At 39.5% G+C, this 20,449-nt stretch carries 16 protein-coding genes; 10 read left to right on the top strand and 6 right to left on the bottom strand.

Annotated features, from left to right (window positions below):
* The first annotated feature begins 12 nt into the window (after positions 1-12).
* Positions 13-312, top strand: a complete 300-nt coding sequence (locus PHAL_RS0106150) for a hypothetical protein (protein WP_016707549.1) — start codon at positions 13-15, stop codon at positions 310-312.
* Between the two features lie 1,079 nt (positions 313-1,391).
* Here the strand turns inward: PHAL_RS0106150 and PHAL_RS0106140 are convergent.
* Positions 1,392-2,468 carry an NAD(P)/FAD-dependent oxidoreductase gene (locus PHAL_RS0106140; protein WP_016707547.1) on the bottom strand — a complete coding sequence of 359 codons (1,077 nt, stop codon included), beginning with the start codon at positions 2,466-2,468 and terminating at the stop codon, positions 1,392-1,394.
* 123 nt (positions 2,469-2,591) lie between these two features.
* On the opposite strand from PHAL_RS0106140, the gene PHAL_RS23570 reads away from it, so the two are divergent.
* Positions 2,592-3,002, top strand: a complete 411-nt coding sequence (locus PHAL_RS23570) for a LysR family transcriptional regulator (RefSeq protein WP_016707546.1) — start codon at positions 2,592-2,594, stop codon at positions 3,000-3,002.
* A gap of 6 nt (positions 3,003-3,008) precedes the next feature.
* Positions 3,009-3,479 carry a LysR substrate-binding domain-containing protein gene (locus tag PHAL_RS23565; protein ID WP_016707545.1) on the top strand — a complete coding sequence of 157 codons (471 nt, stop codon included), beginning with the start codon at positions 3,009-3,011 and terminating at the stop codon, positions 3,477-3,479.
* Positions 3,480-3,573: 94 nt separating this feature from the next.
* Here the strand turns inward: PHAL_RS23565 and PHAL_RS0106130 are convergent, their stop codons facing one another.
* The gene (locus tag PHAL_RS0106130; protein WP_016707544.1) at positions 3,574-4,029 is read right to left on the bottom strand and encodes a tetratricopeptide repeat protein; all 456 of its coding nucleotides are present in this window, start codon (positions 4,027-4,029) and stop codon (positions 3,574-3,576) included.
* A gap of 126 nt (positions 4,030-4,155) precedes the next feature.
* Here PHAL_RS0106130 and PHAL_RS0106125 point away from each other — a divergent pair, with 126 nt between their 5' ends.
* Positions 4,156-5,448, top strand: a complete 1,293-nt coding sequence (locus PHAL_RS0106125; RefSeq protein ID WP_016707543.1) for an NCS2 family permease — start codon at positions 4,156-4,158, stop codon at positions 5,446-5,448.
* Positions 5,449-5,484: 36 nt separating this feature from the next.
* On the opposite strand, the gene PHAL_RS0106120 is transcribed toward PHAL_RS0106125, so the two are convergent.
* The gene (locus PHAL_RS0106120; RefSeq protein ID WP_016707542.1) at positions 5,485-6,243 is read right to left on the bottom strand and encodes a hypothetical protein; all 759 of its coding nucleotides are present in this window, start codon (positions 6,241-6,243) and stop codon (positions 5,485-5,487) included.
* Between the two features lie 310 nt (positions 6,244-6,553).
* On the opposite strand from PHAL_RS0106120, the gene cysB reads away from it, so the two are divergent.
* Positions 6,554-7,531 (top strand): HTH-type transcriptional regulator CysB, encoded by a 978-nt coding sequence (cysB, locus tag PHAL_RS0106115; RefSeq protein WP_016707541.1) that lies wholly within the window; start codon positions 6,554-6,556, stop codon positions 7,529-7,531.
* Between the two features lie 58 nt (positions 7,532-7,589).
* Here the strand turns inward: cysB and PHAL_RS0106110 are convergent, their stop codons facing one another.
* The 3 genes from PHAL_RS0106110 to pabB form a co-directional block, all read right to left on the bottom strand.
* A complete protein-coding gene (locus PHAL_RS0106110; protein WP_016707540.1) occupies positions 7,590-8,966 on the bottom strand; it encodes an L-serine ammonia-lyase in 1,377 nt (458 codons plus the stop codon).
* 100 nt (positions 8,967-9,066) lie between these two features.
* A complete protein-coding gene (locus tag PHAL_RS0106105) occupies positions 9,067-9,651 on the bottom strand; it encodes a CoA pyrophosphatase (protein ID WP_016707539.1) in 585 nt (194 codons plus the stop codon).
* A gap of 4 nt (positions 9,652-9,655) precedes the next feature.
* The gene (gene pabB, locus PHAL_RS0106100) at positions 9,656-11,002 is read right to left on the bottom strand and encodes an aminodeoxychorismate synthase component I (protein ID WP_016707538.1); all 1,347 of its coding nucleotides are present in this window, start codon (positions 11,000-11,002) and stop codon (positions 9,656-9,658) included.
* A gap of 159 nt (positions 11,003-11,161) precedes the next feature.
* On the opposite strand from pabB, the gene PHAL_RS0106095 reads away from it, so the two are divergent.
* From PHAL_RS0106095 to PHAL_RS0106075, 5 genes are all read left to right on the top strand, one after another.
* Positions 11,162-12,688: a fumarate hydratase gene (locus PHAL_RS0106095; RefSeq protein WP_016707537.1), complete on the top strand. Its 1,527-nt coding sequence runs from the start codon at positions 11,162-11,164 to the stop codon at positions 12,686-12,688.
* A 399-nt stretch (positions 12,689-13,087) separates the two neighbouring features.
* On the top strand, positions 13,088-14,128 hold the full coding sequence (locus tag PHAL_RS0106090; protein WP_016707536.1) for a Leu/Phe/Val dehydrogenase: 1,041 nt from the start codon (positions 13,088-13,090) through the stop codon (positions 14,126-14,128).
* Between the two features lie 91 nt (positions 14,129-14,219).
* Positions 14,220-14,855, top strand: a complete 636-nt coding sequence (locus PHAL_RS0106085; protein WP_016707535.1) for a CatA-like O-acetyltransferase — start codon at positions 14,220-14,222, stop codon at positions 14,853-14,855.
* A gap of 176 nt (positions 14,856-15,031) precedes the next feature.
* Positions 15,032-17,923 carry a ligand-binding sensor domain-containing diguanylate cyclase gene (locus tag PHAL_RS0106080; protein ID WP_016707534.1) on the top strand — a complete coding sequence of 964 codons (2,892 nt, stop codon included), beginning with the start codon at positions 15,032-15,034 and terminating at the stop codon, positions 17,921-17,923.
* 313 nt (positions 17,924-18,236) lie between these two features.
* On the top strand, positions 18,237-20,162 hold the full coding sequence (locus PHAL_RS0106075) for a hypothetical protein (RefSeq protein WP_016707533.1): 1,926 nt from the start codon (positions 18,237-18,239) through the stop codon (positions 20,160-20,162).
* The last annotated feature ends 287 nt before the right edge of the window (positions 20,163-20,449 follow it).

Genomic DNA, 20,449 nt, shown 5'->3' with positions numbered 1-20,449 from the left:
AGGAATACGATTATGCAAGCAGTAGTAATCAAATCAATAACGGCCACCATTCAAAGAGGGGCTATCAAAGCTGACGGTAAGTTTACGTTAACCGGTAGCGATTTAACCTTTACTCCATTTAACACGAAATTTGGGCTAGGGCCCTACACCTTTTCACGACGTGAAATTGTGAAGGTGAGTAAATGCACAGGTAAAGTTGCGGGCATTTTTCCTTTTACACACGATGCGATTGAGATCGTATTAAGTGATGGAAATAAATATCAATTTATTGTGTCAAACGCAGATGAGTGGATTAAATTACTTACCCAATAGTGCGAAGCGCAATGGCTGGTAATTCATCAAAATAGTTATTGTTTTAATGTACCTAATAATGCTCATATAAAAATATGACGCTATTTTAATTTGGTATTCAGTAAAAACATGAATTTGATAAACACGTTATTGCTTAAGCTCGGTTTGGGTAAAAAAAGCTCATCCGCTCATCGTGTTAGGGAAGAAGCTATCAAATAACAATAATGTGCTAGTTAAGTTGCTCGAGAAGAGTTTGGAAAGAGCGCCATGTTATTTCGTCTATTGGTCGATGTATCTGCAGGAGTAAGGTTGATTGGAAAAAAATCAATCGTAGGTTTAAAGATCATAAACAAAAATTGGTTAATGTTTCAGCAATATCAACAACGTTGTTCGGTTAGCAGTGTAAAAGGCAAGGTTTACCACTCGAAGTACTTTTTGCTGGTATTGATTTTAAAAATGACCGGAAAAACTCTTGTTTATATACGGACTGGCAAGATGGAGCTTTTACGTTGCCCTCTAACACAATTACTGAAATAACAGCTGTTGTAATTTTAATTTTCCTCATTCCAGCTTTCAATGATAAATTTGACAGATTCCAGCTGTGCATGAGAAATTTTCAAAGTTTCTATGAGAAATTCACCTATCACAACCTCGCTATAGATAATGCCTCATTCCAAGCTTAAATGAGAAAGAACATTATTGTACTTTCTCAAGTCATTCTGGAATTACTGTTCACAGATTTTAAATAGGGAGTCTTCGTAGCAAGGGCTGTAGAGGAGGGTGGTCATACCTAGTTTAGATCTTTCTCATAAAGGTTGGGTTTGAACGTAGCACGACAACAGGCTGAAATGCTGAATCAGCAAACGAGCAGTGTATATGGTGCTGGTGTGAGTACTGTGTAATTAACAACAGGCTTAGTAACTGCTAAGCAATAGATAAACTTTATATTCCTTTATTAGCTTTGCCTTAGCGCTCAGCAGACCCAATATGGTTAAGCTGTATGGTAAAAAGTAATACGCGTGTACCATTTGTATTACTTCGTTACAGTGGCTTAACCCTTGGGAACTGTCGCTTTGAGCTGGTATGAGTGACGTTACTCACTAAATATCTTTAATAGCCAATCCCTTAAATACATAATTAATAAGCAAATCTTTATTTTTAAAGTTTATTAGGGGTTGCCAAGTAACAGTGCCAAAAAGAGGTATTTGCGCCACCCCTTTTTTTTGTCCGATAGGGATCAGCCCCATTTCCGGCATAGGTTTATGCGCCTTCGTTTTTTTACCTTGCTGTTTAGCAATTAGGTTTGCGGCTAGCTCTTTTGCTTGAGGCATTGCGGCTGCGGCCAGTTTTAAGTCTTTTAAATTAGCTACATCGCCTATTGCCCATAACGAGCTGGTGCCTGTAACTTGAAAATCGCTATTGACCTTAATAAGACCGTGCTCGCTTAGGCATTTGTTAAGCTGGGCTTGCATAAACTGTGAGTTGGCTTTGACCCCAACGGCGATATAGGTAATGTCTGCGTTAAGTTGGTGACCTGTGTGTTTATCGATATACGTGTCGTTTTGATGTTGGTAATAGTGGTTTGTTTGTATGTTTACACCCAGTGCTTGCAATTGTTTGGTGGCTTTTTGTTGGGTTTTTTTGCTGTAGCTGGCCAGCACACTGTCCGATGAATCAGCTAACGTTACATTTATATTAGGGTAGCTATATGCAATATCGCCCGCCAACTCAACACCTACAGCACCTGCGCCAATAATAAGAACCGATTTTGCTTTCGCTAATTCAAGCGAAGCATTTTTTAGCTCTTGATTTCGCTCCTCTAAAGTCAATGCATGGTTAGATTTAGCGATCGAAAAAGATGGATAACTTGATCCTGTAGCTATAATAGCTTGTTGAAACGATATAGAGTGACCATTTTCGAGTTGTGCAGTGTTTTCGGTTAATTCAGTAACAGTGGCTTGAATAAACTCACCCGAAATAAAATCTTGATAGCGTATTCTGGGTGTGTCTTTAACCTTATCGTAGTCTGCAATATTACGCAGTGTTGCCATAGTGACTTCAAAGTAATCTTTTCGGTCGATTAACGTCGTTGCAATGTTCGACTTTGCTAGCTCTTGCGCCAAAGTGGCGCCGGCGAAGCCCCCGCCAATAATTAGCGTGTGCGTTGTTGTATTCATTTGTAGGCTCATTCTAAAAGTTGGGTTAATTTTTATGTTATAAGGCTATTTTAGAGTGTACAAAAAATGCGACAATGAGCGATAATTGTATCTAGGTGTGCGTATATTATACATTGAGGCGATATGAAACATTGGAGTGAAATAAGAACCACTTATTTTGTTGCTCAAACAGGCAGTATTAGTGGGGCGGCAAGAGCTTTGGGTGTGCACCGGGCGACCATTCTTCGACATTTAGACGTGATTGAACATGAGTTAGGCGCAAAGGTGTTTTTGCGAGACGGCAAAGGTTACCAGTTAACAGAATTGGGCGAAGATTTACTGCGCGTTGCAAAATTAACCGATGAACAATTTAACGACTTTGCACGCCGCGCTAAAAGCCAGCAAGGCGAGCTAGAAGGGGAGTTTATTTTAACATCGCTAGATGCTTTAGCCCATTTGTTAATGCCCGCCGTACAGTTGTTTAGTCAAAAACACCCGAAAATACGCATTCGTTGGCTTACCAGTGCTGAATTGATGAAATTGGAGTATGGTTAAGCGCATGTGGCAATCCGCACGGGAGCTAAGCCACAAGACGACAATTATGTGGTGCTGCCTTTTAGTACGCTCAGTGTTGGCCTTTACGCCAGTGAGCGCTATTTACAACAGCATGGTATACCTAATCACGAAGCTGACTTAACAAAACACCAATTTGTATTAGCCGACGAAGCCCCACAGCGTTTAGCTATTGTAAAATGGTTTAATGAGGTTGTGCCACCAGCGCAAATTGTATGTACCAGTAATAACCAAAATTTACTGCAACACGCCATTGTAAATGGAGTTGGTATTGGCTTTATGCAGTGCCAGTTTTCACAACTGCACGGTAATGTAAGTCGTGTTTTACCTCATATTCAATGGGACTTTGAAAATTGGGTTGTGACTCATGGTGATTTACATCGCTCTGAAAAAATTCAGGCATTTTTAACTATTTTAAAAAGTGATGAGTATCACAACGCAATTGCTGCACTTAAATAAATCGTTTCCTGGTACAGCACAGTGGTATGGTTACTTTAGTTTTTAAGTGGAAACTTAGCAGCGCTAAAATTAGCGTTAATTGTTATAGTTCGCGTTATGGAGCCTTAGGAATTAAATGTTTAAATTGCTGTTGGTGAATTTGTTCATACAGTGTAGCAGCATAGCACTTTGCATCTTGAAAACGCTTAGTTGATATGTGCTTTCTTAAATCTGTTAAAGCACTTGTCGCAGGATCATAACCTTGGCTACTGGCAAGACTTAACCATACCGCACCATGAAATACACTTTGTGGTACGCCTTGACCTTTTATAAAAAATAACCCCATGTAAAATTGTGCGCGATGATTACCCGCCATTGCGGCGAGTCTCATCCATTTTGACGCAAGGGGAGGTTGTTCATTTTTTAAATAATACAGTGCTTTATTCACTGTGTTGTCTGGTGTATCAGCTTTAGTATCACTGTGTGAATTGCTGTTTGGTTGCGTGATAAACGATAAAACATTATCTAGCTGTTGTTCTAAATCTAAGCCAATGGGCGAGGTATCTGTCATAGTGCCACGTATTTATTGTTGTCTATTACCGTGTAAGTTTAGTTCAATACAAGGTAAATTGTCCTGCTATTGTTGAAATATATGATAAAATTACACAATTATTCTTATCTAAAATGAAATCCATTTATGCTTGATGCGTTATTTAAAATTAGCGAGCACAATTCAACAGTGCGCCGTGAATGTATTGCTGGCCTTACGACCTTTATTACCATGGTTTATATTGTTTTTGTAAACCCTGCTATGTTAGCTGAAGCTGGCATGGATCAGGGGGCTGCGTTTGTTGCAACCTGTATTGCTGCAGCGATTGGTTGTTTTATTATGGGCCTGTGGGCTAATTATCCGCTAGCGCTGGCTCCTGGTATGGGGCTAAATGCGTTTTTTACCTATGGCGTGGTACTTGGCATGGGTTATACCTGGCAGGCGGCATTAGGTGCGGTGTTTATGTCGGGTTGTATCTTTTTATTTTTAAGTTTGTTTAAAGTCAGAGAGTGGATCATTAATGCAATACCTTTGGTTTTAAAGCAAGCAATAGCTACGGGGATTGGCGCATTTTTAGCGTTAATTGCACTAAAGAATGCTGGGATCATTGTGGCAAGTCCTGCAACCTTAGTTCAACTTGGGGATATTACAGCAGCAGGACCATTATTGGCTATTTTTAGCTTCTTTGTCATTGCTGCACTGCTGTATCGTGATTTTAAAAGTGGCGTGTTAATCAGTATTTTAGCGGTGACTTTAATAGCGCTTAGCTTAGGCTTGGTTGAGTACCAAGGTGTGGTATCAATGCCACCTTCAATTGCACCTACTTTTATGCAACTTGATTTTGCTGCTGCGTTTGAACTGTCAATGTTGAGTGTTATTTTTGCATTTTTGTTTGTTGATTTGTTTGATACCTCTGGCACCTTAGTGGCTGTCACTCAAAAGGCTGGTTTAGCAGATGAAAAGGGTAATATGCCACGTTTAGGCCGTGCCCTTAGTGCTGATAGCACCGCGACTATTGCGGGTTCTATGTTGGGTACTTCTACAACAACGTCATACATTGAATCAGTTGCTGGGGTCTCGGTGGGTGGTCGTACTGGTTTAACTGCGGTTGTGGTTGGTGTGTGCTTTTTACTGATGATGTTTTTTGCACCACTGGCGCAAATGGTACCAGCTTACGCTACTGCAGGTGCTATTTTATATGTGGCGGTATTAATGTTGCAGAATCTTAAGTTTGTAAATTGGGATGATATGACAGATGCTATTCCAGTCAGTGTAGTATTGCTTATGACGCCATTAACTTTCTCTATTGCGCACGGGATTGCACTTGGCTTTATTTCGTATACAGCGGTGAAAGTATTATGCGGTAAGCGTGAAGAAGTAAGTGTCAGTGTCTGGGTTTTAACGGCTATGTTTATCGTTAAATTTGCGTTTTTATCGTAACTTAGTTTTTTATTATTAATGCAAAGAAAAAGTGGCTTACCACTTTTTCTTTGGCGCAAATAACACATCTAAATCGTCTTGTTCTTGTTCGGCTTTTTTCTTTCTAGCCGTTGCATTTGATGCTTTTAATTCTGTACTAATGGCTTCTAAGTAGCCTTCTAATTCTTGACGTTTACTGGTGATATAGTCATCGCTATAGGCGACTGCAGATACCGTTGCATAAGCTTTTTCGAAGTATTGACGCGCAGATCCAACCATGTTGGCAGAGCGAGCAGAGATACCTCGTTTAATTTGACTTTCTATGTTAATTCTTAATTGCAGTTTTTCTAAACGCTTATCTTCAGCAACAAAAACTTGGCTATCAACCTTACCTTTACCATGCTCAGAGCGAAGTACTGCACGTAACTTTTTTATTCCTTGGATCAATGTTATTAATTGCTTGTCGTTGTCAGGAAGGACTAGAGTTTCTGAATTTGTTGCATCGAGTTGGTTGCCTAAACGCTCTTTTGCTTCATTTAAGCGGCTTTTTAACTCTTTTGAATTGGGAGAAAGTTGCACCATAGTAACTAAAGCATCATGAATACGGCGCTGAACAATACGTAAAATATGCTCAGACATTGGGATATTAGCGCTGTTTAGGAGCACGTCTTCTGATTCTTCAATGATCTTTTTTTGTTTCGTTAAATCTTTGCGACGTTCGGTTTCTTGTTTCTCTTTATGTTGTTGGACCGCACTGACCCACAGGGCAATAACGATGAGTGCAACAATCAACATAATTATAATAGAAACGATCATGGTTTAAATCTCAGGTTTCACAAGCGAATAATTTTTTATCTTACATTAAATATACGCTAACTGGATAGTTTTGCGCGTTTTATGTAAGAAAAGAATTTACTTTATCAGTATTTATTATTACATATATTATGATTTTTCTATTACGTCAAAAAGATGGCTACCTCAATCCGAGGGTTTATGCTAGCCTAAGGACATAACCTTATAAAGCTGAACCTAAAGAGCCTTTTTCTATTATTAATTAGAAAACACTTGGCTTGACGCGATGTAGCATTTATAAATAAGCAGTATAACTACACTAAAAATTGCAGCCATGAAATTACAACAACTCAGATACATTGTCGAAGTCCAAAATCATAAACTAAATGTTTCAGCAACAGCTGAAAGTTTATTTACCTCACAACCAGGTATTTCTAAACAGGTTCGTATGTTAGAAGATGAGTTGGGTGTGCAAATTTTTGGCAGAAGTGGTAAACATTTAACTCACGTTACAAGTGCTGGCACTGAAATTATTAATATTTCTCGCGAAATTCTTTCTAAGGTAGAAGGGATCAAAGCGGTTGCCAATGAGCATACATTACCAGATCAAGGTAAATTAAATATTGCCACTACGCATACACAAGCGCGATATGCGTTGCCGAGCGTGATCCAAGGCTTTATGAAAAAGTATCCGGCAGTATCGTTACATATGCATCAAGGTACGCCACAACAAATTTCCGATGCGGCGGCTCGCGGAGATGCCGACTTTGCCATTGCCACAGAAGCTCTACATTTGTATTCTGATTTGGTGATGTTGCCATGTTATCACTGGAACCGCAGTATTGTGGTGGCTAAAGATCATCCACTTGCCAAAAAAGCGGAATCACTCACTGTTGCAGATATTGCACAGTATCCATTAATTACTTATGTATTTGGTTTTACAGGCCGTTCTGAACTTGATAAGGCATTTAATGCGCAAGGTCTTGAACCGCATATCGTGTTTACTGCAACCGATGCTGATGTTATTAAAACCTATGTACGCTTGGGGTTAGGTGTGGGTGTAGTCGCTTCTATGGCGATAGATCAAATATCAGATACCGATTTAGTCTGTATTGACGCAAGTCATTTATTTGAGGCGAGTACAACTAAGATAGGCTTTAGAAAAGGTAGTTTCTTACGTACTTATATGTATGACTTTATTGAACGTTTTGCACCGCACTTAACTAAGGAACGAGTTGAAAGAGCGAGTTTATTACGTAATCAAGAAGATGTAGACAAGTTATTTGCAGATATTGAATTGCCAGTTAAATAAAGGCGACTTACTAAATCAAAAAAGCCGCAGTTTGCGGCTTTTTTGATCCTACTAAACATTAGCACTCAATAATGTTCACAGCTAAACCGCCACGAGCAGTTTCTTTGTACTTGGTTTTCATATCATTACCAGTATCGAGCATGGTTTTTATCACTTTATCGAGTGATACTTTTTGCTCGCCACTGCCACGAATAGCTAAACGAGAGGCATTAATCGCTTTAATTGCCCCCATGGCATTTCGTTCAATACACGGTACTTGTACTAAACCTCCTACTGGGTCGCAGGTTAAGCCGAGGTTATGCTCCATACCGATTTCAGCGGCATTTTCAACGTGTACTACGTTACCACCGACAATTTCAGTAAGTGCACCAGCGGCCATAGAGCAAGCAACGCCGACTTCGCCTTGGCAGCCTACTTCAGCGCCTGAAATTGAGGCATTCTTTTTATATAAAATACCAATTGCAGCGGCTGTTAGTAAGTAGCGGGTAGCAATATCACGGTCCACTTCTTTTATAAACGTATGATAGTACATCAGTACCGCAGGTAAAATTCCTGCTGCGCCATTGGTTGGGGCTGTTACAACGCGGCCACCTGCGGCATTTTCTTCGTTAACCGCAAGGGCAAATAAGTCTACCCAGTCCATCGCTCGAAGTGGATCGTTACTGACTTCAATATTGAGCTTTAAGTATAAGCTTGGTGCTCGGCGTTTTACTTTTAAACCACCAGGTAAAATCCCTTCAGTGCGCATTCCGCGTTCAATACAGGCTTTCATTACTTGCCAAATATTGAAAAGTTCATCTTTGATTTCATCTTCAGTGCGCAAGGTTTTTTCATTTTTCATCATCAAGCTTGATACGCTATACCCTGACTCTTTACACATTTCGAGTAATTCTTTGGCACTGCCAAAAGGATAAGGGGCTGGGTTTTCTTCGCGAATATCTAACGCTGCTTGTTTTTCATTTTCAAACTCTTCATCGGTGACAATAAAGCCACCGCCAATTGAGTAATACACTTTACTGTGGAGCTTTTCGTCGCCTTTGTATGCGATGATCTCCATAGCATTAGAGTGCTTAGGCAAGGTTTTGCGGCGATGAAATACAATTGCTCCTTGCTTTGGAAATTTGGCTTTATGGACTTGATTTAAGTAAATAACTTGCTCATTTTCGATTTTGGCAAGTATGTCATCGACTAAATCTGCATCAATTGTTTCTGGATCATAACCGGCAAGGCCCAAAATAACGGCTTTACCTGAGCCGTGGCCAATGCCTGTTTGACCCAAAGAGCCATATAATTCGACTTTGATACTGGTGACATCGGTTAATAGCTTTTGTTGTTGTAGTTCGTTAACAAATAAACGTGATGCACGCATAGGCCCTACGGTGTGTGAAGACGATGGGCCGATGCCAATACTAAACATATCAAATGCACTGATCATAATAACTTTACTCTACTTTTTACTCAGCACGATTGCTGCCTTTGAACGGTGGCACATAATAACGTGTAATTCTAGCCTTGTAACCTTTTGTAAGACAGATTTAAACTGGTATGGCGAGCTGTTTTGTAAAGTTTTTTATAATGCTGGCCGTTGCTCCCCACAGTAACCCGTAAGGAGTTGAAAATCCTTGTAAAGTAACTATTTCTCCGTGTCGCTCAAACGGTAATGGTTGCCAATTGTTTACATCAATGAGCCGACTGATAGGGATTAAAAAACTTGCTGATACCTCATTCTGATCAGCTTGCCAATGAGTGTTTGGCGCAAGTAAGCCAACATAGGGAGTGATAGTAAAGCCTGTCAAAGTGGAATAGTTCGCAAGTTTACCGCTAATTGAGACTTGTTGAGGAGAAATATTCAGTTCTTCTTTAAGTTCTCGTAAAGCGGTATCACGCAGTGTTTTATCGTTTCGCTCATGCTTGCCTCCAGGTAAGCAGATTTCCCCAGGGTGGTGCTTTAAGTGAATAGGCCGTTTACACAATAATATGTGGGCTTGATGGTCAATATCAATTAGCGGCAATATAACGGCGCTCGCTCGTTTCGATGCGCTCAATTTACTACTTCTTAGCTCGGTTTTTTCAATCGGTGCACTTAACTGAAACCGCGCTAAAAGTTGTTGAGTATTCACAGTATTACTTCAATAAGGGGAGAATTTTATTTACTTTATCGTAAGTTTCTTGGTATTCCAACTCCACTTGAGAATCTGCGACAATCCCACCGCCAGCCCAACAATAAATATGTTGGTTATGACACACTAAGGTGCGAATGGTAATACTGGTATCCATATTGCCACAGGCGCTCAAATAACCGATGGAACCACAATATACGCTACGGCGATGTGGCTCTAATTCTTCAATAATTTCCATCGCGCGTATTTTCGGTGCACCGGTGATTGAGCCACCTGGGAAAGCGGCTTTGAGCTGATCAACCGCAGTTTTGTCATCGGCCAATTGTGCTGTAACCGTACTCACTAAATGATGTACTGCCGGAAAGCTTTCAATGGCAAATAACGAAGGTACTTGTACGCTACCTGGTTTTGCGACTTTACCTAAGTCGTTACGCAGTAAGTCAACAATCATCACATTTTCGGCGCGATCTTTTGCTGAATTTTGTAGCCGAATGGCTTGTGCTGCATCAGCTTCTTTATCAGTACAGCGCGGTAGAGTACCTTTAATGGGCTTAGTTTCTATGTGCCCTTGGCTAATCGCGATAAAGCGCTCTGGCGAAATAGACACAATAGCCCCATCAGGGTGATTTATAAAACTGGAAAAAGGCGCTTTATTGGCGTCACGCAAAGTGCAGTAAGCTTGCCACGGCGAACCTTGATATTGTGCCGTAAAACGTTGTGCTAAGTTAATTTGGTAGCAGTCGCCACTTGTTAAGTATGCTTGGATTTTGGCAAATCTATCACTGTATTGAGCAAGATTCATATTTGATGACCAGTCATGGGTTATTGCAAACTCAGAGTAAGCCGGTGTTTTGGTTTTTAGCGGCTCAAGGTACAGGGCTTGTCTATCTATACTTGGTTGCGCGACGTAAAACCAATGCCCGCATTGCTTGTCGTAAATCAACGCATCTGGATATAAGCCAATCGCCATTTGTGGCATAGCAATATCATCGATGGCTTGCTCTGGTAGGTGCTCAATCACGCGACCTAAATCATAGCCAAAATAACCTAGCCAGCCACCCGTAAACGGCAGTTCTTGTCGTGGTTTACTGTGTTCAAGCTTAGCAAGCTCATCTTGTATAACTGCAAAACAATCTTTTGGGCTGGGTTTTCCATCAATATATGTTTGATTATTTTTTACTTCTAAGCGCATGCTCGGTGCGATAGCAATAACATCGTAACGGCTATTTACATGTTCGCTATTAGCGGAATCGAGTAACACGGCAAAGGGGAGATCAGCAAAATAAGCGAAAACCTCTACACAGTTGAGCGAAATGTCTAATTGAATACAGGTATTTTGTTGCTCTATCATCTATTTTTTACCCTGAAAAACTGGCTCGAAACGGGCTGGGAGGGTATCATAAGTTAAATTTTTTGGCAGCGTTTAGTTGCCTATTGCGTTACAAACCACCGTCACCGGTTTGATTTATGTTACGTGTATTAATACGTAAAGGTAACTTAAGGAACTGAAATGAGCACGATCCGTCAGCAAGATTTTATTGATAGCATTGAAGATGCTTTGCAATATATTTCGTTTTATCACCCACTTGATTTTGTTCAAGCGCTCGAAAAAGCCTATAACAAAGAGCAAAGTAAAGCGGCAAAAGATGCCATTGCGCAAATTTTAATTAACTCGCGTATGTCGGCTGAAGGGAAGCGCCCACTTTGTCAAGACACTGGTATTATTACCTGTTTTGTGAAAGTAGGTATGGATGTAAAATGGGATAAAACAGATTTAACCGTACAACAAATGGTTGATGAAGGAACACGTCGCGCATATTTAAACCCAGACAACCCTTTACGCGCATCCATTGTTGCCGATCCTGCTGGCACGCGTAAAAATACTAAAGATAACACACCATCAGTCGTCCACATTGATTTAGTGGCAGGCGGCGAAGTTGAAGTAATGGTTGCTGCTAAAGGCGGTGGCTCAGAAAATAAAACGAAAATGGTGATGTTAAACCCATCTGATGACGTAGCTGCATGGGTTGAGAAAACCTTACCGACGATGGGGGCTGGTTGGTGTCCGCCGGGCATGTTGGGTATAGGTATTGGTGGCACAGCTGAAAAAGCAGCGGTACTTGCGAAAGAATCACTAATGGATCCTGTTGATATTCATGAGCTAATAGAGCGCGGCGCAGAAACAACCGAAGAGAAAATGCGTTTAGACATTTTCGAACGCGCAAACAAATTAGGTATTGGCGCGCAGGGTTTAGGTGGTTTAACAACGGTTGTTGATGTAAAAATCAAAACTGCACCCACGCACGCAGCATCAAAACCTGTGGTTATGATCCCAAACTGTGCGGCGACTCGTCATGTTCACTTTACTCTTGATGGTTCAGGCCCTGCAAACTTAAAAGCGCCAAAACTTGAAGATTGGCCAGAAGTGACGTTTGAAGTTGGTGAAGGTACACGTCGCGTTGATTTAAATACCTTAACCAAAGAAGATACTCGCGAATGGAAAATGGGCGAGACAGTATTATTGTCAGGCACTATTTTAACCGGTCGTGATGCGGCGCATAAACGTTTGCAAGATATGATTAACTCTGGTGAAGGTTTACCTGAGGGCGTTGATTTTGATAATAAATTTATCTACTACGTTGGACCTGTTGATGCGGTACGTGATGAAGCTGTAGGCCCTGCAGGCCCAACAACGGCAACCCGTATGGATAAATTTACCGATATGATGTTAGAAAAAACAGGCATTATTGGCATGATCGGTAAAGCAGAGCGAGGCCCTGCAACGGTTGAATCTATCAAAAACAATAAGTCAGTGTATTTGATGGCGGTAGGTGGTGCAGCATACTTAGTATCTAAAGCAATCAAAAAAGCGCGTGTAGTGGCGTTTGAAGACCTAGGTATGGAAGCTATTTATGAGTTTGAAGTAGAAGATATGCCAGTGACCGTTGCAGTTGATAGTGAAGGTGCTAACGCACACACTCAGGGCCCTGCGATTTGGAAAGCAAAAATCGAAGAGTTAGGCGGTAAATTAAAATAAACCATTAATATTATTATGCGGTATTTAGCAAATGTTAAATACCGCATATCAGATCTGACCACTGTCAATACCTCCAACAATCTCATAACTTCCTCTATTTAAACGTTTATATTTGCAATTTTGATTGTAATCTTTACTTTACATTAAGCATTCCTTTTACGTTCACGTAAGGCTGTATTTTTAATTTTTCTATTAATTTGCATTTAAATGGTTCTATTTTTTATTTTCGTGAATTAAATATGCATAAAGTCTATTGTAATTAATGTGTTTATGATGTTTAGTTATTTTGATTGGTTTTATCATCTCATATAGTGGTAAGGTGCAATTTGAAGTGATAAAGTCTCGGCAATTTCAGCGTGCATACCCTCTCACGGGTTACAAATTTCGGAGTAAGATAAAGTGGCTGTGTTTAATCAAGTTGACTTTGATAACCACGAACAAGTGGTTTTTTGTGCAGATAAAGAGTCAGGCCTTCGAGCAATTATTGCCGTACATAATACGAATCTAGGTCCTGCCGTTGGTGGTTGCAGAATGTGGGATTATGCAAGTGATGACGATGCGGTAGTTGATGCGCTGCGTTTATCAAAAGGCATGACTTATAAAAATGCAGTAGCACGCTTACCTTTTGGTGGTGGTAAGTCAGTGATCATTGGTAATGCGAAAGAGATTAAATCTGAGCAGCTATTTCGTGCCTTTGGCCGTCAGTTAGAGCGTTTAAATGGCAGCTACTACTCGGCAGAAGATGTAAACATCACGTGTGATGATGTTGCCATTATGAATAAAGAAACTAACTATGTACTGGGCCTTGAAGGTAAAAGTGGTAACCCATCACCATTTACTGCTTATGGTACTTTTTTAGGTATTAAAGCTGCCTTACAGCACCAACGTGGTCATCAGGATCTAGCTGGAATTAAAGTTGCTGTACAAGGTCTAGGTGCCGTCGCTTACGGGTTATGTAAACACTTGCATGAAGCCGGTGCACAATTATTTGTAACCGATATTAATCAAACTGCGATTGATCGTGTAGTTAATGACTTTGCAGCAACCGCGGTAAGTATTGATGAAATATACGACCTTGATGTAGACGTATATGCACCATGCGCATTGGGTGCAACTATTAATGATGTAACTATTCCTCGTATTAAAGCGACGATCATTGCCGGCTGTGCAAATAACCAATTAGCTGAGTCCCGTCACGGTGAAATAATTCGTGAGAAAGGAATTTTGTATGCACCAGATTATGTGATCAACGCAGGTGGTATTATTAATGTTTATTATGAAACTGCACCAGAAGGTTATTCCGTTGCAGCGTCAAATAAACATGTAGAAGGTATTTACGATACTCTAACTGAAATTTTTGCACGCAGTGAAAAAGAGCAAAAATCGACACATTTAATTGCCGATGAATTGGCACAAGAAATCATTAAAAACGGTTTATAATAACTGTGCTAAAGGCGTGCAATAGCGCGCCTTTACTTTAGTGAATAAATCCCTCACGATACGTTTACCCTCAGCTATTTAGTTTTAAGTAATGATCCCAATTGATTTAACTACCTGGCCACGCCAACAACATTTTTCATTGTTTAAAGAGTTTACACAGCCTTATTTCAATGTATGTGTTCAGCTTGATGTAGGCGCACTTTATCAGTCCTGTAAAGTACAACAATGTTCATTTTTCCATGCTTATATTTATGCTGCGTTACAGGCGAGCAACACGTATCAGCCGATGCTGTTGCGTATAATAGATAACCAGCCTTGGCAGTTAGCTACGCAACGAGCCAGCGTTGTTGAACTTGCAGATGATAATACTTTTCGGTTTAGTTATTTATTGCAACAGTCAAGCTTTGCGGACTTTCAAGAGCATGCCAGTGCGGTAAGTTTAGCTGCAAAACAACAGCCGTTATTTTCAGAAGCTTTTTCATGCACTGAAGGACAGGCGGATTTGCTGCATATTTCAGTGTTACCTTGGTTAGATTTTATGAGCTTCTCACATGCTTTTAATCAAACCGATAATTTCGGTATTCCAAAATTAGTATTCGGTAAGTTTAATGCTAAGACTGGGAAAATGCCGCTTTCTATAGATGTACATCATGCACTAATGGATGGTTTACATGTGGCCAAGTTTGTTGAGCAACTGCAACTGTGCATTGATGAGCTTTGTGTTTAGTTTAGACGTAAACAGATTGTGTTATTTAGTTAATGAAAATAAAACTAAGACTATGTTAGTATAATAACCGAACAGTCAAATGTAATGATAATTAACTACTAATAAATCATTATTAATTTAATTTTGTGTTAATGCTCAGTTGTTAGCTCGCCATAATTACAAAGGCGTTTAGTATAATGATTCATTTCAGTCTTTGCTTTTTCTTTTTTGTTGCTTTTAGCTGTTTAGCTGCTGAGCAAACACGTTTACCACTGAATGACTATTTTGCTGAAACATGGAATACCCGTTCGGGGTTACCGCATAATAGTATCAATAGTGTTGCGCAAACCAATGATGGCTATGTATGGATTGCAACTTGGGAAGGCTTAGCCCGTTTTAATGGTCGCGAATTTAAGCTATTTACTCGCTCAGAAATACCAGATCTACCTGATTCTGGTTTACGCAGTTTAGCCCCGCAAGCAGATGGTAGTTTGTATATTTCAGGAGCGCGCGGTGGTGTAAGTCATTTAAAGAATAGACAATGGCTTGTGCAAAACAATGCGTCAGCCATGGTTAATTATGTTTTAAAGACCCGCAGTGGTGAAATGTGGTTAGCATTAGAAGGCGATGGTATTGCATATCGTGATTATGATAATGGGCCAGAGCATACGATTTTAGTTAATTTAAGTGCGTATAGGCTAGTAGAAGATAAGCGTGGTGTTATTTGGGCTGCAACGAGCGATGGTTTATATAAGATAGAGAATAAAATAGCTCAATTGGTGACCCCTAGTAGTGGCTTGCCTCATAGCTCTATTTATTCGGCATTATTAACTCAGCAAGGTCAACTAATCGTTGCTGGAGAAAAAGGCGCGTGGCGATTAGTGGGTGACATGTTTGAAAGTATTCACCCGAAATTAGATGGCGAGTCTATCTCTAGTTTATTACAAGATGATCATGATGATATTTGGTTTGGTACTATCAATAAAGGATTATTTAGGCTTAGTGAAATAGGCTTAGAGCAACTAGATGCCGACTCAGGATTACCAGCAAATCGTATTTTATCGTTAATGCAAGACCGTGAAAAAAGCATATGGGTGGGTACTAACGGCGGCGTATATCGATTACGAGAAGCACCATTTTCGTCATGGACGAAAAAACGCGGACTAAATGGTGATTATGTTCGCAGCGTATTATCTCATTCAGATGGCAGTATGTGGGTGGGCAGTAGCTTAGGTTTAAATAGAGTCAATAATGATAGCGTTGTAGCCATCCCCCCAGCTTTTGAGCAAGGCCCTTTATCCATTCTTAGCTTAGCCGAAGATAACCAAGGGGGTGTATGGGTTGGCACTTATACCAGTGGTTTAATGCGTGTAGTTGATAAAAAAATCTACCCCGTCATTAATCGTGATAATGGTTTGCTCAGTAATGAAATTAGAGCACTTTTGTTTGATAACGAACAACGACTGTGGGTAGGCTCTGCTGCTGGACTAACACGTATTGACCCTGACGGTTCTGTTGTTCAGTATACAACAGAGCAAGGCTTACCCGGCGATTTTATTATGGCGCTTGCGCTTGATAGCCGTGGCAATATTTGGGTGGGCACAGGTGTTGGTGTGGCAATGTTTAATGGTGAGTTAGAAAAGTTTAAAGGACAGGCATTTCCTAAGCAATTTAATGCAGAATACGCATTTGGTTTTTATGCTCAGCAAAACTTTATGTGGATGACTACTGATAGAGGATTAATTCGCTTTAATATTATTACTGGTGAAATTGCCATACTCGGCCGCGAGCAAGGTTTACCCGTTGATAAATTGTTTCAGTTAGTTGTACAAGATGATTCATTTTGGCTGTCGAGCAATCGCGGTATTATTCAAGTAAAGCAACAGCAAGTAAATGAGTTACTAAATGATCCTAGCAGTATAAAAGGTCAAAAACTACAGTATCAGCTTTACGATGAAGGCGATGGGATGCTGAGTGCTCAAGCAAACGGTGGTTCTAACCCTGCTGCGACACTTCATAATGATGGCAGTATCTGGTTTGCGACGTCCCAAGGAGCAAGCACAGTTGTACCTGAGCGTATAAAACAAGCCTCACAAATCTCTTTGCCTACCGTGATCGAAAGTTTGTACGTCGATGGTAAAAATACCCCTATATTATATGATGAAGAATTAGTATTACCGCCAGGTACTGCTCGATTGTCATTTCATTATGCTGGCTTGAGTTTTATTATGCCGCAACGGCTTAACTTTCAAACAAAACTAATAGGTTATAATAATGAATGGGTTAATCGTCAACGCTTAACAATAACAGAGTATACGAATTTAGCACCGGGTAAATATACTTTTATGGTACGAGCAGGCTACCCGAATGGGCAGTGGCAGGATAACTATAAAACCATAAACTTTGTTATTCAGTCATATTTTTGGCAGCAAACAGGCTTCAAGCTTGTGATGTTTTTTACGTTACTCTTACTTGCCTTTGGGTTATATCAATATCGCCTTTATCATTATAAAAAAATCGAAAAAGAACTGATAATTCGAGTCGAGCAACAAACTAGAGATCTTCAGCAGCAAACAGATGCCTTTGCGCATCAAGCAACCCATGATCAACTCACCGATTTACCAAATCGTCGTGCCTTTGATAGTTGGCTCGCTGAGAATTTTTCTGATTTTAAACAGCAAGCTTTACCTCTGGCTATTGCCATTATGGATATAGATCATTTCAAACGAATTAATGACGGGTGGTCACATATTATTGGCGATCGGGTTATTTGTGTCGTTGCGCATTTGTTAAGTCAATGTGTTAAAAGTGATGCCAGTGAAGTTGCTAGATGGGGAGGTGAGGAATTTACCTTATTATTCCCAAATAAAACAGCGCAGCAAGCCGCGGAATTATGTGACGAATTACGGTTGGAAATTGCAAACTATGATTTTTCAACGATTGCCAATGGGCTATCTGTAACCGTTAGTTTTGGTGTGGCTGATTCATTGACTGTGAATGATTATGACCGGTTACTTGCGCAAGCTGATCAGGCTTTATATAAAGCTAAGACTATTGGCAGGAACTGTGTGGAAATAAACAGTATATAAGTACTAGAACATGACTTTAAGCATGTTTTAATAATGAAATTTTATATTACTCCTTTAATGTAAATACTCGGTATAAAGTAATTGATGTTTAGATATTCCCTTAATACTTATTATCGTAAGGAGCTCTTTACTTTACATAAATTGCTGCAATAAAATACAATTAAAAACAGTGCTGGTTAATAAGTGAACAGCCTGTATTGTGATTAGGTATTTAAAGCCTGCATTTTGGATTATGTGTTTTGCCGTCAGCAAATGCTCCTGTATACTTTGGATGAGCCCGTTACGGGTAAAAAAATAAATACATGGAGTTCAAATGTTAAAAAAATCCGCTATCGCACTTGCCATCTCATCAAGTTTCTTTCTTTCTGGTTGTCTAGACGTTAAAGAAAATAATGACGACATAGTAGCTGCAATTGAAAATAATAATGCTCAAGCTGAGCTTGAAAATGTAACATTAACAGGTTCAGTTACACACTTATTAACAGGCGAGTCTGTTAATAATGCTCAAGTATCAATTAAAATTGGTAATGATTGGAGCGAGCCTGTAGCTGTCTCAAATGGCTTATTTGAATTGAATGAGTTACCGCAATATTCAGACTATGTTCTTCTTGTTTCAAGTGTTGATGGCTCTTTTCAGGAGCGTGCTTTTTACGGTAAGACAAATTATGGTATTGCCCAATTAGGACGTTTAGAGGTTTCGAATGCTGAAACCGTAGAGTTTGAAGTATTACTGAATGGTGAAAATACCCCTGTGGCGGGACTTGAATTTAGCTACAGTATTTCTACTGCGTTTAATATGTATGATGAATTTTCAAATCGTAATGAACATTTCATTCGTTCTACGTACGACGAAAACACAGGCAGGTACTCAATCAGCAAAGTGAAAGGTTTCGAAAAAAGTCTGGCAATGGATCTTGATGTTGATAATGATTCAATTGATGATTTTATTTATCAACATGGTTTCGATAGTTATAACTACCTAACTATTGCAAGTTTAATGCAAGGTAACACGTTATATGTCTCTAAAACTATTGAAAATACAGAGTTTCAAGTTCGTATAGCTGTGATAGATGAGTTTGGCAATACATTTGATTCATTAGATTTAGTTTCATTAAAAAGCTTAACTAAAGAGACGCCTGCGACTTTCGATGCACAGGCAAAAGAATATGTTTTTGAATATCAAGGTAGTTCAAAAATGAAGTTGCTTTTACCAAGCTTTACTGATGCTAATGGTAATAGTTACGGCAGTAGTGAAATCAATTTATCACCTATAAATGATGGTGTTAACGTAGATGCGTCATTTGGTCATTTAGATGGTTTTTATGAGTTAGAAAATGGAGTTTTATCATTAGTTGTAAAGCCTTATAAATATACTGCCGGCTCGACGGTTAGTCTGGTGAGCTCAGTTACAGACACCGTAACTCAAGGTTTGTATTTACTAGTTGATTCACCAATCGAGTTAGTTGCAGATAAAACAACGCTCATTAAGAAAAACCATTTTACGGTGATTAAAGGTAACGATAAGGCAGATGACTTTGTTCCCCCAGGCGTTACTTATATTTCATTCGCTGATAAACTAGTCCAAACTTCAGCAACGAGTAAGTTTAACAGTACTTTTGTAACGGTATTACCACAAGAGATTCTTACAGCAGGAAATTATAGGTACGCATTAGAAAAGGTATTTGATAAATCGACAAATAAAATCGTTGATTTTGATTTCACTAAAGAGATGACAGTTGCTGACCAAGCTGTGTTTGATATTAATACATTAAAATTTGATAACAATAACGGTTTTACCGCAGGTAATCGTATTGTTGAAAAAAATACGGCTGGAGAAGCTGCATCGGGGTCTACTTCGCCAAATGGTTATATGTATTTTCCAGAATCGATTGATACTCTAAGTTATCTAAAATTAACTTTAACGGGTTATACTATTAATGGTACAGCAGTATCAGTGTATGAAGAGTATCCAATTATTGCAGAGTATACCCGTAACCTAGATCTTCACTATACTGCATCAGTTGCAGTTAATGAAAGCATTCAAGGTGTACAATATAATGTTGCTTTTTATACTAGCTTAACTGATGGTAAGTGGTATCGTCAAAACTTTAGCTATCCTCTGGATAGATTAGAAGATAACCAAATCGGTAATAAAAATGATATTACTTTTGGGTATGAATACTCCGTAAAAGGAAGTTCAGAAGTAGTCAGGGGTCAAATTACCTTGCCTGTACTTTAAACCTTAGCTCGTTTTAAAGGGGTAGATGCTACTCTACCCTTTTTCAGCTATACCTCTCGTTAGCCAAAGTTCTTAATTAAAGTTATCTCTATCGCTGTTAGATCATTATAGGGATAGTGTTTAGCCCTTGAATTGTGCGCTTTTTGTGCATTTTGTTTTTAGTTGAGAAAACCTGCTACAGGCCACACCATATCAGGTACATAAAATATGTTAATGTAAACATAAAAACATTTTATTAACATTTATTTAACCTTGATGCTATACCTTTTGTTCCCAGTTAGGGATCT

Origin of the sequence: Pseudoalteromonas haloplanktis ATCC 14393 (genome assembly GCF_000238355.1) — a bacterium.
Taxonomy (GTDB): domain Bacteria; phylum Pseudomonadota; class Gammaproteobacteria; order Enterobacterales; family Alteromonadaceae; genus Pseudoalteromonas; species Pseudoalteromonas haloplanktis.
Note: the sequence above shows the minus strand (reverse complement) of the source record. Positions and strands in the feature narration are given on the sequence as shown.

Coding starts and splice junctions, on each gene's coding strand:
- PHAL_RS23570 (WP_016707546.1), top strand. CDS start 2,592: ATGAAACATTGGAGTGAAATAAGAACCACTTATTTTGTTGCTCAAACA.
- PHAL_RS0106130 (WP_016707544.1), bottom strand. CDS start 4,029: ATGACAGATACCTCGCCCATTGGCTTAGATTTAGAACAACAGCTAGAT.
- PHAL_RS0106080 (WP_016707534.1), top strand. CDS start 15,032: ATGATTCATTTCAGTCTTTGCTTTTTCTTTTTTGTTGCTTTTAGCTGT.
- PHAL_RS0106120 (WP_016707542.1), bottom strand. CDS start 6,243: ATGATCGTTTCTATTATAATTATGTTGATTGTTGCACTCATCGTTATT.
- PHAL_RS0106125 (WP_016707543.1), top strand. CDS start 4,156: ATGCTTGATGCGTTATTTAAAATTAGCGAGCACAATTCAACAGTGCGC.
- PHAL_RS0106075 (WP_016707533.1), top strand. CDS start 18,237: ATGTTAAAAAAATCCGCTATCGCACTTGCCATCTCATCAAGTTTCTTT.
- PHAL_RS0106085 (WP_016707535.1), top strand. CDS start 14,220: ATGATCCCAATTGATTTAACTACCTGGCCACGCCAACAACATTTTTCA.
- PHAL_RS0106095 (WP_016707537.1), top strand. CDS start 11,162: ATGAGCACGATCCGTCAGCAAGATTTTATTGATAGCATTGAAGATGCT.
- PHAL_RS0106150 (WP_016707549.1), top strand. CDS start 13: ATGCAAGCAGTAGTAATCAAATCAATAACGGCCACCATTCAAAGAGGG.
- PHAL_RS0106110 (WP_016707540.1), bottom strand. CDS start 8,966: ATGATCAGTGCATTTGATATGTTTAGTATTGGCATCGGCCCATCGTCT.
- cysB (WP_016707541.1), top strand. CDS start 6,554: ATGAAATTACAACAACTCAGATACATTGTCGAAGTCCAAAATCATAAA.
- PHAL_RS0106140 (WP_016707547.1), bottom strand. CDS start 2,468: ATGAATACAACAACGCACACGCTAATTATTGGCGGGGGCTTCGCCGGC.
- pabB (WP_016707538.1), bottom strand. CDS start 11,002: ATGATAGAGCAACAAAATACCTGTATTCAATTAGACATTTCGCTCAAC.